This is a genomic window from Helicobacter typhlonius, assembly GCF_001460635.1.
Taxonomy (GTDB): domain Bacteria; phylum Campylobacterota; class Campylobacteria; order Campylobacterales; family Helicobacteraceae; genus Helicobacter_C; species Helicobacter_C typhlonius.
The window spans coordinates 882,353-898,426 of record NZ_LN907858.1; the positions used below are offsets into that span (position 1 = coordinate 882,353).

General features: G+C 39.4%; 16 protein-coding genes. 8 read left to right on the top strand and 8 right to left on the bottom strand.

All coding sequences use genetic code 11. From position 1 onward, the window contains the following. Positions 1-42: 42 nt before the first annotated feature. The 4 genes from BN2458_RS04370 (at position 43) to BN2458_RS09920 (ending at position 4,775) form a co-directional block, all read left to right on the top strand. Positions 43-888 (top strand): fumarate hydratase, encoded by an 846-nt coding sequence (locus BN2458_RS04370; RefSeq protein WP_034342126.1) that lies wholly within the window; start codon positions 43-45, stop codon positions 886-888. Between the two features lie 10 nt (positions 889-898). Further along, positions 899-1,456 carry a Fe-S-containing hydro-lyase gene (locus tag BN2458_RS04375; protein WP_011116632.1) on the top strand — a complete coding sequence of 186 codons (558 nt, stop codon included), beginning with the start codon at positions 899-901 and terminating at the stop codon, positions 1,454-1,456. A 211-nt stretch (positions 1,457-1,667) separates the two neighbouring features. Beyond that, positions 1,668-3,761, top strand: a complete 2,094-nt coding sequence (locus tag BN2458_RS04380; protein ID WP_058122052.1) for a methyl-accepting chemotaxis protein — start codon at positions 1,668-1,670, stop codon at positions 3,759-3,761. Between the two features lie 861 nt (positions 3,762-4,622). After that, on the top strand, positions 4,623-4,775 hold the full coding sequence (locus BN2458_RS09920) for a hypothetical protein (RefSeq protein WP_156407282.1): 153 nt from the start codon (positions 4,623-4,625) through the stop codon (positions 4,773-4,775). Between the two features lie 316 nt (positions 4,776-5,091). Here BN2458_RS09920 and BN2458_RS04385 read toward each other — a convergent pair whose 3' ends face one another. The 4 genes from BN2458_RS04385 to BN2458_RS04400 are packed head-to-tail and all read right to left on the bottom strand — an operon-like array spanning position 5,092 to position 9,631. Continuing rightward, complete coding sequence (locus tag BN2458_RS04385; protein ID WP_034326544.1) at positions 5,092-6,681, bottom strand: inorganic phosphate transporter; 1,590 nt, start codon at positions 6,679-6,681, stop codon at positions 5,092-5,094. A gap of 19 nt (positions 6,682-6,700) precedes the next feature. Further along, on the bottom strand, positions 6,701-7,972 hold the full coding sequence (locus BN2458_RS04390; protein WP_034326546.1) for a TRAP transporter large permease: 1,272 nt from the start codon (positions 7,970-7,972) through the stop codon (positions 6,701-6,703). Positions 7,973-7,983: 11 nt separating this feature from the next. Further along, the gene (locus BN2458_RS04395; protein ID WP_034326548.1) at positions 7,984-8,601 is read right to left on the bottom strand and encodes a TRAP transporter small permease; all 618 of its coding nucleotides are present in this window, start codon (positions 8,599-8,601) and stop codon (positions 7,984-7,986) included. A 19-nt stretch (positions 8,602-8,620) separates the two neighbouring features. Beyond that, entirely contained in the window at positions 8,621-9,631 is a 1,011-nt protein-coding gene (locus BN2458_RS04400; RefSeq protein ID WP_034326550.1) for a DctP family TRAP transporter solute-binding subunit, read from the bottom strand. A 235-nt stretch (positions 9,632-9,866) separates the two neighbouring features. On the opposite strand from BN2458_RS04400, the gene BN2458_RS04405 reads away from it, so the two are divergent. The 4 genes from BN2458_RS04405 to BN2458_RS04420 all read left to right on the top strand — a co-directional run bounded on the left by BN2458_RS04405 (position 9,867) and on the right by BN2458_RS04420 (position 12,698). Continuing rightward, positions 9,867-10,133 carry a NifU family protein gene (locus BN2458_RS04405; RefSeq protein WP_034343924.1) on the top strand — a complete coding sequence of 89 codons (267 nt, stop codon included), beginning with the start codon at positions 9,867-9,869 and terminating at the stop codon, positions 10,131-10,133. After that, positions 10,102-10,806 carry a hypothetical protein gene (locus tag BN2458_RS04410; protein WP_231944862.1) on the top strand — a complete coding sequence of 235 codons (705 nt, stop codon included), beginning with the start codon at positions 10,102-10,104 and terminating at the stop codon, positions 10,804-10,806. The genes BN2458_RS04405 and BN2458_RS04410 overlap by 32 nt, the downstream gene beginning before the upstream one ends. Beyond that, positions 10,778-12,283, top strand: a complete 1,506-nt coding sequence (locus tag BN2458_RS04415) for a UDP-N-acetylmuramoyl-L-alanyl-D-glutamate--2,6-diaminopimelate ligase (protein ID WP_034343926.1) — start codon at positions 10,778-10,780, stop codon at positions 12,281-12,283. Before BN2458_RS04410 ends, BN2458_RS04415 begins: the two co-directional genes overlap by 29 nt. Positions 12,284-12,398: 115 nt before the next feature. Then, positions 12,399-12,698, top strand: a complete 300-nt coding sequence (locus BN2458_RS04420) for a hypothetical protein (protein ID WP_058122053.1) — start codon at positions 12,399-12,401, stop codon at positions 12,696-12,698. Here BN2458_RS04420 and BN2458_RS04425 read toward each other — a convergent pair. Genes BN2458_RS04425 through BN2458_RS04440 form a run of 4 tightly spaced genes read right to left on the bottom strand, consistent with a single transcriptional unit; the run spans position 12,693 to position 16,065 of the window. Then, positions 12,693-13,115: an inorganic phosphate transporter gene (locus BN2458_RS04425; RefSeq protein WP_058122054.1), complete on the bottom strand. Its 423-nt coding sequence runs from the start codon at positions 13,113-13,115 to the stop codon at positions 12,693-12,695. The genes BN2458_RS04420 and BN2458_RS04425 overlap by 6 nt on opposite strands. Before the next feature lie 19 nt (positions 13,116-13,134). Continuing rightward, positions 13,135-14,406 carry a TRAP transporter large permease gene (locus BN2458_RS04430; RefSeq protein WP_034326546.1) on the bottom strand — a complete coding sequence of 424 codons (1,272 nt, stop codon included), beginning with the start codon at positions 14,404-14,406 and terminating at the stop codon, positions 13,135-13,137. A gap of 11 nt (positions 14,407-14,417) precedes the next feature. Further along, a complete protein-coding gene (locus BN2458_RS04435; RefSeq protein WP_034326548.1) occupies positions 14,418-15,035 on the bottom strand; it encodes a TRAP transporter small permease in 618 nt (205 codons plus the stop codon). 19 nt (positions 15,036-15,054) lie between these two features. After that, entirely contained in the window at positions 15,055-16,065 is a 1,011-nt protein-coding gene (locus BN2458_RS04440; RefSeq protein ID WP_034326550.1) for a DctP family TRAP transporter solute-binding subunit, read from the bottom strand. Positions 16,066-16,074: the final 9 nt, after the last annotated feature.

The following is a 16,074-nucleotide window of genomic DNA, read 5'->3' on the forward strand; positions in this document are numbered from 1 at the left end:
GGTAGAATTTATCTGTTTTATTCAAACTACAAGGAGGAAGGAATGAGAGAAGTGCGATTTGAGGATATTAAGTCCGCTGTTGCTAAGCTTGCCATTAATGCGTGCTGTATCCAAACGCCGGATATTAAACGCGCTTTTAGTGCGGCAAAGGGAAGTGAAAAGTCTGCACTAGGGCAAAATATCCTAGATACGCTCATTGAAAATGGCAAGATTGCGGAAAGCAATATGATGCCTATCTGCCAAGATACAGGTATGAGCGTGGTGTTTGTAGAAATCGGGCAAGATGTGCATATCACAGGAGGCTACCTTGAAGATGCCATTAATGAGGGTATTAAAGAGGGCTATACGAATGGTTATTTGCGTAAATCTGTCGTAGAAGAGCCACTCTATGAGCGCAAAAATACGACAAATAACTCTCCTGCAGTCATTCATACGCGAATAATCAAGGGCGATAAGTTGCATTTAAAAGTTTGCCCTAAAGGCTTTGGGAGCGAGAATAAAAGTGTGCTTAAAATGCTTGTCCCAGCCGATGGCATTGAGGGTGTGAAAAAAGTCTTTACCGAAGCGGTGAAACTCGCAGGTCCCAATGCTTGTCCTCCTATGGTGATTGGCGTAGGTATTGGTGGGACAATGGAAAAAGCAGCAATTTTAGCCAAACAGGCGGCTGTGCGCGAAATAGATTCTAAAAATAAAGACCCACGCTATGCCAAGCTCGAAGAAGAATTGCTTGAAATTGCAAATCAAACAGGCGTAGGACCACAAGGATTAGGTGGCACTACGACTGCGTTTAAAGTCAATGTGGAATGGTATCCTACACACATTGCGGGGCTTCCTGTGGCAGTAAATATCAACTGCCACGCCGCACGACACGCTGATATTGAGCTTTAAGGAGGAAAAAATGGGAGAGCCAAAAAAAATCACTGCACCTATAAGTAAAGAAGTGGCAAAAAGCCTCAAAGCAGGGGAGAGCGTTTTGATTAGCGGGACGATTCTATGCGCTCGTGATGCGGCACATAAGGCATTGACTGAAGCATTAGCTCGTGGAGAAAAGCTCCCTGTGGATTTGAGTGGCGAGACGATTTATTATCTTGGACCCACTCCTGCAAAGCCGGGCAATGCGATTGGTAGCGCAGGTCCTACAACAAGCGGGAGAATGGATAAATATACGCCGACAATCATTGAGCAAGGCATTCACGGAATGATTGGTAAAGGCTATCGCAGCAAAGAAGTCATAGATTCTATGGTTAAGCACGGCGTTGTATATATGGTGGCTGTGGGTGGTGCGGCAGCACTCATTTCAAAATGTATCACTAAATATGAAGTCTTAGCTTATCCTGAGTTAGGACCTGAAGCGGTTGCACGACTTACAATAGAAAACTTCCCTGCGATTGTGGCTATTGATGCGTCAGGCAATAATTACTACGAAGTTGGACAAGCTCCTTATAAGAAAATTTAACATTTTTCTCATAGATTCCTTATATTTTAGGGAATTTATGGGTTACTCTACTATTTTAAGATAAGTCTTTACTTTTTTTGAGAATTCTATCATTTTGGATTGTATTATGCTTAAGTGTTGTCTTCTTTATTTAATAAAATTCAAATTTATTTTTATATTTTTTAATATTTTTGCTATAATTCAAAGTTTAAAAATGTAGTGAGGATACAAAATGAGTTTTTTTCGTTCTTGGAGTATTGGTGCAAAGATTATACTTTGTTTTTCAAGTATATTGGTTGTTTGTATGTTTATTGTTACAACGATTACTGTGATAATTTCTCATAATATTCAAGAAGAAGAATCAAACAAAATGCTTATCAATGCTGCTAAACGTGAGGCAAATTGGGCAGAGGGGATTTTTAATGGAATCTATACTGCTATGAATGCATCAAGAGGGTTTATATTGCGTGATGTGCAAAATGGTGCACAGGCTATTTTAGAAAATGATATTATGGATATGTTTGATAGTAATGAATGGGGAAATTTTGCCTATGTTTATATCACTAAAGATGAGCGATATAAAGGCACAAATATCGCTAATTCCAAGCATAAATTGCCCAATGGTGATTTTATGGTTTTAGCCATTGCTGATGAAAATGACCAAAGCCATGTTATTCAATCAAGTGAATCAATTGCAAATTTTAATAGTGTCAAAAAAACCTTAGAGACAGGGAAAGCAGTGATAGGTTCACCTTCGTGGCAAACTATTAATGGCAAAGAATATTTTGGTGTGGGGATTAACCAGCCTCTTATTGACAAAAAGGGTGTTGTGTATGGGGTTTTAGGTGTGTTTATTGATTTAGCAAGTGTTTCAGCAATACTCCAAGACCAAAAAAACTCTATTTATAAGGGCGACTTTAAAGGGATGTATGCGACAGATTCAACCATTGCTGCTCACGGAAGAAAAGAATTCTTGGGTAAATATTTGCGTGAGGTAAATCAAAGTCCTACAATGAATGAGCTTAAACACGCGATTGAAAATCAAATTGAGGGAATTTTTAGCTATATCAATTCATTAGGCGAGATGAGTTACACCGCTGTGTCAAATATCTATATTGGTGATAGTGATGATATAGCAGCAGTATGGACAATAATTGTTTCGGCTCCGGAGAGTTCTATTTATGATTCTGTTTCAAAGCTTAGAAGTGTAATGGTAGTTGCAAATATTCTTGTTGTCATTTTTGTAACATTCGTCATATTTCTTTATGTTCGCACGCAAGTTGTTGCACGATTAAGAAATATTTCACACTTGCTTTTTGACTTCTTTAAATATATCCGCCACGAAGTGGATACGCTACCAACCTTAATAACTCCAAAGGCAAACGATGAGTTTGGACAAATGGCAAGAGAAATTAACGAAAACATACAAAATGTGCAAGAAGGTTTAGATAAAGACAAAAAAGCAGTGGAACAATCAGTCGCCACAGCCAAGACTATTGAATCTGGCGATTTAAGAGCAAGAATTACAGAAACACCTCATAATCCACAGCTTAATGAACTTAAAGAAGTGCTTAATCATATGCTTGATGATTTACAAACAAAAATAGGAAGTGATACCAATGAAATAGCAAGAGTATTCGATAGCTATACTAAACTAGACTTCACCACAGAAGTAAAAGATGCAAGTGGTAGAGTAGAAGTTGTTACAAATACTCTAGGCGAAGAGATTAGAAAAATGCTCTCTACAAGTGCTGCCTTTGCTCAAACATTAGGTAATGAAGCACAAGGCTTACAAGAAGCAGTGAATAAACTCACAAATCTTACAAACTCTCAAGCAAGTAGCTTAGAACAAACAGCTCAAGCAGTAGAAGAAATTACTTCATCTATGCAAAATGTAAGCAGTAAGACAAGTGAAGTCATTCAACAAAGTGAAGATATTAAAAATGTCATTGGCATTATTAGAGACATTGCAGACCAAACAAACTTACTTGCTCTTAATGCAGCAATAGAAGCTGCACGTGCAGGAGAGCACGGAAGAGGATTTGCTGTTGTTGCTGATGAAGTAAGAAAACTAGCAGAGCGCACTCAAAAATCTCTAGGTGAGATTGAAGCCAATACAAATCTCTTGGTTCAATCTATTAATGATATGGGTGAATCTATTAGAGAGCAAACAACTGGTGTTACTCAAATTAATGATGCTATATCACATTTAGAATCTGTAACACAAGAGAATGTTGAGATTGCTAATGCAAGCTCAGAGATTAGTGAAAGAGTAGATAAAGTAGCTAAAGATATTCTAGATGATGTGAATAAGAAGAAGTTCTAAGCTCTAAGTAGGGCTTAAAAGTTTGCTTGGCTCTAGTAGCTAAGAGTCATCAAAAACTAGGGCTTTATCTAAAGACTTTAGCTCTATGGGCTATGAGCTAATAGATGAAGTTTTAGACTAAAAGTCTCTAGTGGCTCTTATGTCCTCTATGATAGAAAAATTTAAAGCAACCAATTTGCTTTAAATCCCAAAGACTACTCTTGCCCTAGTAAGTATGCTATTGGATAAAAGAAATGCTTAACTCATTAAAATAGGGATTGTGCCTAAGATAGAAAGAGCACTAGCCATAGCTCTTGCGAGATTCTATAAAGATTTAATATTCTTTAGGGTAGAAAGAAAAGAGCAATCTAACCAAAAGAGGCTTTATTATAAAACACACAAAAGATTATCTCAATTCCCCAAACATCATTAGCCATAAACCAAAGTAATAAGATAAGATTGTTAAGCTTCCCAAAACTCATAAAGGCTAAAATAACGATGTATCCCATAAAAACTATAACTAAAATAATTCCTAAAGGGTTTTTATGATGCTTCAAGACTCTTGGGCTTCTTTGAGAAATGCCACTCCATATATTAAGATGAATAAATAATGCTACTTACTCAAAATGGAATTTGTGTGCTATGAGCTTGGCTCTTTGAAAATGCTCCTTATTTAAAGATTCTTATAAGATTTATCAAATCTCACTTCTTTTAGAAACTTTGCCAAAGTATATTAGAATAAGAAAGACATTAAAGCAAATAAGTAAATGCTACTTATTTGCTTTACCTACCTTTTTTTCCTTACCTTACTTCACTTTGACTTTGTTTTTATATAAAAATTGTGGGAGAGGAGTTGAAACTGCATTAATGCAAATTTATTAAATGAAGATGCTTTCAATAAAAAAGCTGTTGATAGGTTTGGTTGTAGCTTTAGGATTATTAATATCTGCTCTTGTGAATACCGAAGCATTTGATGAGATTCCTAGTAATATACCAACAACTAGGACGAGCTTTGATTTTGCCCTCGATTTTTAGTGATTGTTAAACATCGTGATATAGAGATTACTGCTTCCCAAGCGACAGGGAATCTTATAGTAGGATATAAATACGATGTCAGTGTGCGCTATATTTATAACTTCTAAGCATTATAATCTACTTAAGATTTGAGTCTTAAGTAGATTAAAGGAATGGAAGTGCTAGAGTCTTGATGCTTGGGTGGGATTCTATAAAATGTGAAATACCTCTTGAGGCAAAAAGTATAACACTTTATGGATTTAAAATATCCTTTTACACAAAATCGGGGTAAGGTTGCTATATTGACTTACTCTCCAGATTCATACATTTATGGATTCTATACATTGAATCCGGCACTGATAATAATAAAATAAGTAAAAGCACCAAGGAGCGCAGATACTGGCACCGTGATAAGCCAAGAAGCAATAATCTTATTAATAGCACTTCGCTTTACAAGCTCCTGCTTATAGGCTTTTTTGAGTGATTTGCGCTCTTTTCTATCAAGGCGAGGCATTGTGTTAAGACTCTTATTGTTCTTCAAAGCTTCAAGCATTAAGCCTTTTTTCTTAATACTCGCCTTATTGAATCTCTCTAAAAAAGCTTCCACTTCCTGCGCGTCTTTACCCTTGTGTGCTTCGATGATTGTTTGCTGCATCTCGTAGTAACGCTTTTTTAAATACTCTCTTAAGAATCCAACACCAAAAATTGCACCAAGCGCAATGTGTGTTGAGCTGACAGGTAAGCCAAGTTGAGAGGCAAGAAGCACGGTAAGTGCCGCACTCATAGCAATACAAAATGCTCTCATTTTGTCAAGTTCTGTAATTTCGCTTCCAACGGTGCGTATGAGCCGAGGACCATAAAGGGCAAGTCCCAGTGAGATTCCCAAACCTCCAATAAGCATAATCCAAAATGGCACAGGAATTTTAGCAGCGACTGCATCGCTAACCATAGACTGCAGTCCCTCGCTAATAGCCGCGAGTGGTCCAATAGCATTTGCCACATCGTTCGCGCCGTGTGCAAAGCTTAGGAGTGCGGCTGCAAAGATAAGCGGTATTGTGAAAAGCGAGTTTATATCCTCTTTTGTATTGAGGATTGAATCTGCTTTTTTTGCAACAATTGGGCGCACGATAAAAAATGTTATCACCGCTATGACAAATCCAACCCCTGCAGCTATGCCAAAGTCAATTTCTGGCAAGACTTTTTTCAAGCCCTTAATGATGAGATAGAGGCTAAAAGCCCAAGTCATAATGAAAATAAGGATAGGCACAACACGTTTAGCGGCTTCGCGCTTATCTTCTTTATAGGTAATACTTTTTTTGATAATGATGAGGAAAAGCACAGCAATGACGCCACCAAGCACCGGTGAAATTACCCAGCTTGAAGCAATGCGTAAAAGTTCACTCCAATTTACCACTCCAGCTCCACCAGCTACGATACCTGCCCCCAAAATACCTCCTACAAGCGAATGTGTAGTAGAGACAGGTGCACCGATAATAGTGGCGAGATGAAGCCATACCGCAGCAGAGAGTAGGGCGGCTAACATAAGTGCGAGAAAAATTCTAGATTCTGTAATTTGGCTAGCATCTACGATACCGGATTTGATGGTGCTTACCACCTCTCCACCAGCGATGATAGCTCCCATTGCTTCACAAATAGCCGCTATGATAATCGCGCCTACAAGCGTTATGGCTTGAGAGCCCACAGCTGGACCGACATTATTTGCCACATCGTTCGCGCCAATATTCATCGCCATATAGCCGCCTACGATAGTAGCAAACACGAGCAGAAGTGTGTTGTGTCCTGTATGAACAAATATAGCAATGAGCGAAATGACTAAGAAAAATATGAGGACAACAAATATCTTAATGCCGTCTTCGCGATTAAATTTCTGCGCTTTTTCTATGTGCTTTATGTCTTTGAACTCCATAAAACCTCCTTTAGCTTGATTAAATTTGGTTTGGCAACCAGAGAGAGATTTGCGGGATATATGTAATAAGTAGCAAGCCAACCAGCATCACGCAAAGCCAAGGCAACACGGCACTTGTTACATCCTTGAGACTTAGTCCAGTAAGTGAGCTTGCCACAAAAAGATTTAGTCCCACAGGCGGTGTGAGCATTCCTAGCTCCATATTGACAACCATAACGATACCAAAGTGTATGGGGTCAATACCTAAGGCTAATGCGATAGGTAGGAGTAAGGGTGTCATAATCATAATGACAGAGCTTGGCTCCATAAACTGCCCCATAACAAATAGCACGAGATTAACAAGTATGAGGAATGCCCACCAGCTCATATTTTGTGCCACGAGGAATTCGGCGATGAGATGAGGGATTCTCTCATTTGTCAAAAAATGTGCGAAAACGACAGCGAAGCCGATGATGAAAAATATCATCGCAGTGGTAATTGCCGCGTCTAAAAAAACACCATAAAGTTCTTTAAACTTAATGTCTTTATATACAAAAACAGAGATGATAAACGCATACACCGCGCTAATACCCGCGGCTTCTGTGGCGGTGAAAATACCCCCATAAATACCACCAATGATGACAAAAATGATAAGTAAAGCCCAAAACGCTTCGCGGAATTTTTTAAATCTTATTTTAAAGCTTTCAGGTTTGCTTGCTTTGAATCCCAGCCTTTTTGCACCTATGTAGGCATAGAGCATCATCATAGCACCTATCATTACACCTGGGACTATCCCAGCTATAAATAGCTTCTCAATCGATACTTCGGCAGTTACGCCATAGACAATCATTACCACAGAAGGCGGAATAAGAATCCCCAAGCTCCCCGCGGAGGTGACTGCACCCACAGCATAGCTTTTAGGGTAACCAGCGTTTTTAATAGCCACAAACATCACTGAACCAACAGCGATAACGGTTGCAGGAGAGCTGCCACTTACCGCAGCAAAGATGATACAAGCCAAAATCGCACTCATAGGCAACCCACCGGGCAAATGCCCCACAAGCGAAGTAGCAAAGCTAATAATGCGTTGAGCTGAGCTACCTTTGCTCATCAAAGAGCCAGCTAAGATAAACATAGGAATTGCCATAAGCGCAGGTTTCAAGCCATTAAACATAATTTCAGCCGAGCCAACAATATTATATGAAGTAAAAAAGAAAAGCGCACTTATGGCACTTACGCCTAAGGCAATACTTACGGGTACTCCCAAAAGAAGCAACCCAAACAACACAAGCAATAAATATGCGACACTCATTGATAGCCCTACTAATTTTTTATGACTGAATCGTGTATCATTTCAGTTTCTGCGTTTCTTACAACCTTGTCTGCGTCTGTCCAAGATACTTCATAGATTTTTTCAATCGAACGATAAGTTGCGCCAAAAAAAGCAAAAGGTAAACAAAGCAAGAAAATCCATAAGGGCACATTATGCAGAGCCTCGCTCATATAGCCAAGCATATAATTATCATAGCACACCATAATCCCAGCATAAGCCATAAATGCAAGAAAAAGAGAATTGATGATATGTATAGATATTACACAAGCTTTAGCGAGCTTTGGAGGAAATTTATCTAAAAGCATAGTTACGCTAATATGCACACCTTTTCTAAATCCATACGCTGCGCCAAAAAACGCCGACCACAAAAAGCAATAGCGCGCAACTTCCTCTGCCCAAGTAAGTGAGAGCTGGAAAGTATCGGGAAAAAGCCCTGTGAGGTAGCGGCAGAATACATTTATTGCTGTGATAAGCACACCAATGGTTAAGCCCATTACCGCAATAGTTTTATTGATAGAGGCGATAATCTTATCTAAGATAGCAAAGATTCGAAGAACGCGTGGGTTATGGTGAGCCCACACAAATGGTTTAGCAATAAAAGAAAGCATTTTTCAACCTCAATTACCCTTATTCTACTTGCAATACTTTTTCAATCAAGTCTTGTCCCACGATGTTATAAAACTTAGGATAAATAGCCTGCATATTCTCTTTCCAAGTAGCGATTTGCTCGTCTGTGAGGGTAAAAATCTGTGTTTTTGTTGCATCGTCTTTTTTTAGCTTTTCTAATAGAATCTTTTCCTCTTTTTCACTCTCTATGCGTTCAAACTCTGTAGCCTCGTGTAAAGCTTGAGTGAAAATATCTTTTAAATCATCAGGGAGTTGCTTCCAAAATCCATCACTTACAACTACCAAATAACCCAAATAGCCGTGGTTTGAGAGTGTAACAGAGCTTTGCACTTCATAAAACTTTGAGTTATAGAGGTTTGAGAGAGGATTCTCAGCCGCATCGACCACACCGGTAGAGAGTGCAGAATATACTTCGCCAAAAGGTAACACTTGTGGAATCGCACCAATTGCCTTTGTTTGCTCCTCTAGCACTTTTGAGCTCATAATACGCATTTTTTGCCCTTTCGCATCTTCTGGGAGGACAATAGGCTTTTTATTCGTGCTAAATTGTTTAAAACCTGCGTCCCAATAATCTAATGCAACAATGCCCCGCTTAGAAATTATATCTTTTAGAATCTGCCCCACTTCACCATCCATTACCTTATGCAAATGCTCTGTATCGCGGAATAAAAACGGCACATCCCAAATATTAAACTCTTTCGCGATAGGGGTAAATTTTGAAAAGCTCGGTGCTGCCATTTGCACATTATTACGCGTAAGCTCTTGAAAGACTTTATCATCATCAACAAGTTGTGCGCTCGGGAAAACTTCTACCTTGATTTTGCCATTACTTAGTTCCTCTACGCGCTTAGCAAAAAAATCAGCAGCTTGACCTTTGGGTGTGTTTGCGCTCACTACGTGGGCAAATTTTACCTTATAAACATCTTGCTTTGCTTGTTTTTCGCCCTCACCACAGCCTATAAACCCTAAACTTATTGCACTGATTAGGGCTAAAATTGAAAGTTTTTTCATTGCTACTCCTTTTGAGTTTTGTTGCATTCTATATATAAAAAGCATTAAGATTCATTATAAGAGCGGAATTTGATATGAAAATGCGCTTCTTATGTGTGATTTATAAACAATTCTACACTCTTAATTATACGCTATGAGGCAAAAAATGGCATTTGATAAGTATTTGAAAAAATAGGCTAGAATAGGTTTTTCTAGCAATGAAACAAAATAAAATGAAGATTCTTAAGGAGTTATGGTGTTTCCATTTAGTGATGAAGAACTGCAAATGCCCGTTGAAATGGTGATACAGAAGGTTCGACCAACATTAACATTAGATGGTGGCGATATTACTCTGCTTGGTATTAAAGATGCTAAAGTGTATGTGAGGCTTGAGGGTGCGTGTAAGGGCTGTCCAAGTTCAGCAAATACGCTCAAGTATGCTATTGAAAATCGTTTAAAAGAAGAAATTCACCCCGATATTGGCATTGTGAATGTTAGGCACGGAGAAGAAACTACATTATAAAATTTGCGAATCTTGTGGGCAGAAAGCACAGAATAAGCGAGGCAGTATGGAAGCGATAAAATTAACAGATATACGCACAAGACGTGAAGTCAATAAAAACAATAAGAGAGCTTTTGCACTTTTTATACAAAAGCAATACAAACAAGCCTTTGAGCTTTTCTCACACAATTTACAGCTTGATTCGGAGAATACAGAATCACTTATCGGGCTCCTTTTAGCGGATATGGCGCAGGACTTTGAGGAACAAGCTCTAGGCATATATGAGTATTACCAAATTTTACTTTCACAAGAGATAAGCAAGACAAAGGCTAGGGCGCAGATTCTAAAAACAATTCAAAGTCTTGATAAAAGCACAAATAAGATTTTTTCGTTTCTAAGAGGCATAGAGAATCTCCGTGCAGACGCGATTGATGGGATTTTGTATCAGGATTTTAAGCGCATAGCTAAGGATAATTTTAAACGAGCCTTTGAGGATTTGATTTTCAGCACGAAGATTATTTTTACAAACAAGGGTGATTTTTACGAGTTCCTTAATCAATTGGTGGAGAATGATTATCAAGATATGTCGCTTGAGTATATAGAATCTCTTAAGAAAAATATTATGTACGACAAGGAATTTGAGAAAATACTGCAAAAGGTTGGCAATGATATTCACAAAAAACATAAAGCATAGGGGCAAAGTTTATAACGCACTAACCGATGATACACGCGTGATTGAGGCGTTTTTGAGTAATCAAGTAGCGCAAGATGAAAAACTAAAACTCGATTCCTTACTCCTTGTGAAAACCAAGCAAAACACGCCATTTGTGGCAAAACTCCAAGAGCACATAGCCTTGCAAAGCACGGAGGGTGATTTAGAATCTAATGTGGATTCTATGGATTCTCAAGGAGATGAAGTTTCCAAAAAAGGCAAAGTTTGTGTAGATTCTAAGGGGCTTATGAAAACTCCCTGTTCGCAGATTCATATTATAGAGGCAAATGAGCTTTATGATGTGCTTTTTGCCAAATCCGCAATGCAAATCGTAGGGATTACGGGCACAAATGGCAAAACAACAACCGCGGCGATTATCTACTCGATTTTGCTTGATTTGGGCTATAAGGTGGCGTTGCTTGGCACGAGAGGATTTTTTGCAAATGACAAGCAGATAAGGCAAAAGGGGCTGACAACGCCCGGTTTGCTCGAGCTTTATGAGGATTTGTGTATCGCACAAGAAGAGAGTTGTGATTTTTTCATTATGGAAGCAAGTTCGCACGCCATTGAGCAAGAGCGCGTAGCAGGACTTAAGTTTGCCTTGAAGATTCTCACAAACATTACGAGCGACCACTTGGATTATCATAAAAGTATTGAGGAGTATCGCCGAGTAAAAAATAGCTTTTTTGAGGGCGAGGGTGCAAAATTGCTGAATGCTGATGAGCCACACGCGCGATGTGCGGATAAGGAGGCGTTTTACTATGGTGTGGAAAAGAGAGGGCATTTGAATGTTTCTGCCTATGCTTTAGAATCTGGCATAGACGCGCATATCGTGTGGCAGCATAAGAATGAAGTGGATAAAAGCGCGATAGAGGCGCATTTATATGGCAAACATAATTTGTATAATATTCTTGCTGGTATTGCTGGAGTGAAGATTCTCACCCATACATCTTTAGAATCTATTGCCGCGACTTTGGGGAATTTTGGCGGTGTAGGTGGGCGTATGGAAGTCGTGCATACAAAACCGCTTGTGATTGTGGATTTTGCCCATACACACGATGGTATGAAGCAGATTTTTGAAAGTTTTAGGCATCAAAAACTTGCCGTTGTCTTTGGTGCAGGGGGCGATAGAGACAAAAGCAAACGTCCTAAAATGGGTGCGTGTGCGGCATATTATGCCCATAAAATATATATTACAAGCGATAATCCGCGCACAGAATCCCCGCAGAGCATTATAGATGATATTTTAAACGGGATAGAAAGGAGTGAGCGCGTATGTGTAGAGATTAATCGTAAAGAAGCTATACACCGCGCCCTTGATGAACTAGCAGATGATGAAGTGTTGCTGATTCTAGGTAAGGGCGATGAGGATTATCAAATCATCGGCACACAAAAAATACATTTTGATGATAGGGAAGTGGTGAGAGATTATTTTAAAAAAAGTAATGCGAGTAAATAGACGCACATAAGGCTCTTTATAAAAAAGATTTAAAGTCGCAATACGCACTTCTTAAGCTTAAGGGTATTGTAAAACTATGCTACAATACGCACTTATTTTGATACAAGGAGATTTTATGCAATGTCGTAGATATATGAGATATATGAAAAATATCATTAAGATGCCATCTCGGGTTAAAGCTATATACGAGACACAAGACAAATTGCTTCATTCTCTCATCTCGGCACAAATGGTGGCTCATATCGACAAACTTGATGTTGTGCTTGAGCTAGCAAAGAGCTTTAGTAAAGCAGAGATAATACGCAACAAAGAAAAAGCCCTTGCTTATTTCTCACTTATAAATCCCGTGCGCTCACTTTCATTTAATCTTGTGCGTATCGGCGGGCAAACTGATGGTGGGTATGTTCTTTTATAGCCATACCGCAGCAGAGAGTAGGGCGGCTAACATAAGTGCGAGAAAAATTCTAGATTCTGTAATTTGGCTAGCATCTACGATACCGGATTTGATGGTGCTTACCACCTCTCCACCAGCGATGATAGCTCCCATTGCTTCACAAATAGCCGCTATGATAATCGCGCCTACAAGCGTTATGGCTTGAGAGCCCACAGCTGGACCGACATTATTTGCCACATCGTTCGCGCCAATATTCATCGCCATATAGCCGCCTACGATAGTAGCAAACACGAGCAGAAGTGTGTTGTGTCCTGTATGAACAAATATAGCAATGAGCGAAATGACTAAGAAAAATATGAGGACAACAAATATCTTAATGCCGTCTTCGCGATTAAATTTCTGCGCTTTTTCTATGTGCTTTATGTCTTTGAACTCCATAAAACCTCCTTTAGCTTGATTAAATTTGGTTTGGCAACCAGAGAGAGATTTGCGGGATATATGTAATAAGTAGCAAGCCAACCAGCATCACGCAAAGCCAAGGCAACACGGCACTTGTTACATCCTTGAGACTTAGTCCAGTAAGTGAGCTTGCCACAAAAAGATTTAGTCCCACAGGCGGTGTGAGCATTCCTAGCTCCATATTGACAACCATAACGATACCAAAGTGTATGGGGTCAATACCTAAGGCTAATGCGATAGGTAGGAGTAAGGGTGTCATAATCATAATGACAGAGCTTGGCTCCATAAACTGCCCCATAACAAATAGCACGAGATTAACAAGTATGAGGAATGCCCACCAGCTCATATTTTGTGCCACGAGGAATTCGGCGATGAGATGAGGGATTCTCTCATTTGTCAAAAAATGTGCGAAAACGACAGCGAAGCCGATGATGAAAAATATCATCGCAGTGGTAATTGCCGCGTCTAAAAAAACACCATAAAGTTCTTTAAACTTAATGTCTTTATATACAAAAACAGAGATGATAAACGCATACACCGCGCTAATACCCGCGGCTTCTGTGGCGGTGAAAATACCCCCATAAATACCACCAATGATGACAAAAATGATAAGTAAAGCCCAAAACGCTTCGCGGAATTTTTTAAATCTTATTTTAAAGCTTTCAGGTTTGCTTGCTTTGAATCCCAGCCTTTTTGCACCTATGTAGGCATAGAGCATCATCATAGCACCTATCATTACACCTGGGACTATCCCAGCTATAAATAGCTTCTCAATCGATACTTCGGCAGTTACGCCATAGACAATCATTACCACAGAAGGCGGAATAAGAATCCCCAAGCTCCCCGCGGAGGTGACTGCACCCACAGCATAGCTTTTAGGGTAACCAGCGTTTTTAATAGCCACAAACATCACTGAACCAACAGCGATAACGGTTGCAGGAGAGCTGCCACTTACCGCAGCAAAGATGATACAAGCCAAAATCGCACTCATAGGCAACCCACCGGGCAAATGCCCCACAAGCGAAGTAGCAAAGCTAATAATGCGTTGAGCTGAGCTACCTTTGCTCATCAAAGAGCCAGCTAAGATAAACATAGGAATTGCCATAAGCGCAGGTTTCAAGCCATTAAACATAATTTCAGCCGAGCCAACAATATTATATGAAGTAAAAAAGAAAAGCGCACTTATGGCACTTACGCCTAAGGCAATACTTACGGGTACTCCCAAAAGAAGCAACCCAAACAACACAAGCAATAAATATGCGACACTCATTGATAGCCCTACTAATTTTTTATGACTGAATCGTGTATCATTTCAGTTTCTGCGTTTCTTACAACCTTGTCTGCGTCTGTCCAAGATACTTCATAGATTTTTTCAATCGAACGATAAGTTGCGCCAAAAAAAGCAAAAGGTAAACAAAGCAAGAAAATCCATAAGGGCACATTATGCAGAGCCTCGCTCATATAGCCAAGCATATAATTATCATAGCACACCATAATCCCAGCATAAGCCATAAATGCAAGAAAAAGAGAATTGATGATATGTATAGATATTACACAAGCTTTAGCGAGCTTTGGAGGAAATTTATCTAAAAGCATAGTTACGCTAATATGCACACCTTTTCTAAATCCATACGCTGCGCCAAAAAACGCCGACCACAAAAAGCAATAGCGCGCAACTTCCTCTGCCCAAGTAAGTGAGAGCTGGAAAGTATCGGGAAAAAGCCCTGTGAGGTAGCGGCAGAATACATTTATTGCTGTGATAAGCACACCAATGGTTAAGCCCATTACCGCAATAGTTTTATTGATAGAGGCGATAATCTTATCTAAGATAGCAAAGATTCGAAGAACGCGTGGGTTATGGTGAGCCCACACAAATGGTTTAGCAATAAAAGAAAGCATTTTTCAACCTCAATTACCCTTATTCTACTTGCAATACTTTTTCAATCAAGTCTTGTCCCACGATGTTATAAAACTTAGGATAAATAGCCTGCATATTCTCTTTCCAAGTAGCGATTTGCTCGTCTGTGAGGGTAAAAATCTGTGTTTTTGTTGCATCGTCTTTTTTTAGCTTTTCTAATAGAATCTTTTCCTCTTTTTCACTCTCTATGCGTTCAAACTCTGTAGCCTCGTGTAAAGCTTGAGTGAAAATATCTTTTAAATCATCAGGGAGTTGCTTCCAAAATCCATCACTTACAACTACCAAATAACCCAAATAGCCGTGGTTTGAGAGTGTAACAGAGCTTTGCACTTCATAAAACTTTGAGTTATAGAGGTTTGAGAGAGGATTCTCAGCCGCATCGACCACACCGGTAGAGAGTGCAGAATATACTTCGCCAAAAGGTAACACTTGTGGAATCGCACCAATTGCCTTTGTTTGCTCCTCTAGCACTTTTGAGCTCATAATACGCATTTTTTGCCCTTTCGCATCTTCTGGGAGGACAATAGGCTTTTTATTCGTGCTAAATTGTTTAAAACCTGCGTCCCAATAATCTAATGCAACAATGCCCCGCTTAGAAATTATATCTTTTAGAATCTGCCCCACTTCACCATCCATTACCTTATGCAAATGCTCTGTATCGCGGAATAAAAACGGCACATCCCAAATATTAAACTCTTTCGCGATAGGGGTAAATTTTGAAAAGCTCGGTGCTGCCATTTGCACATTATTACGCGTAAGCTCTTGAAAGACTTTATCATCATCAACAAGTTGTGCGCTCGGGAAAACTTCTACCTTGATTTTGCCATTACTTAGTTCCTCTACGCGCTTAGCAAAAAAATCAGCAGCTTGACCTTTGGGTGTGTTTGCGCTCACTACGTGGGCAAATTTTACCTTATAAACATCTTGCTTTGCTTGTTTTTCGCCCTCACCACAGCCTATAAACCCTAAACTTATTGCACTGATTAGGGCTAAAATTGAAAGTTTTTTCATTGCTACTCC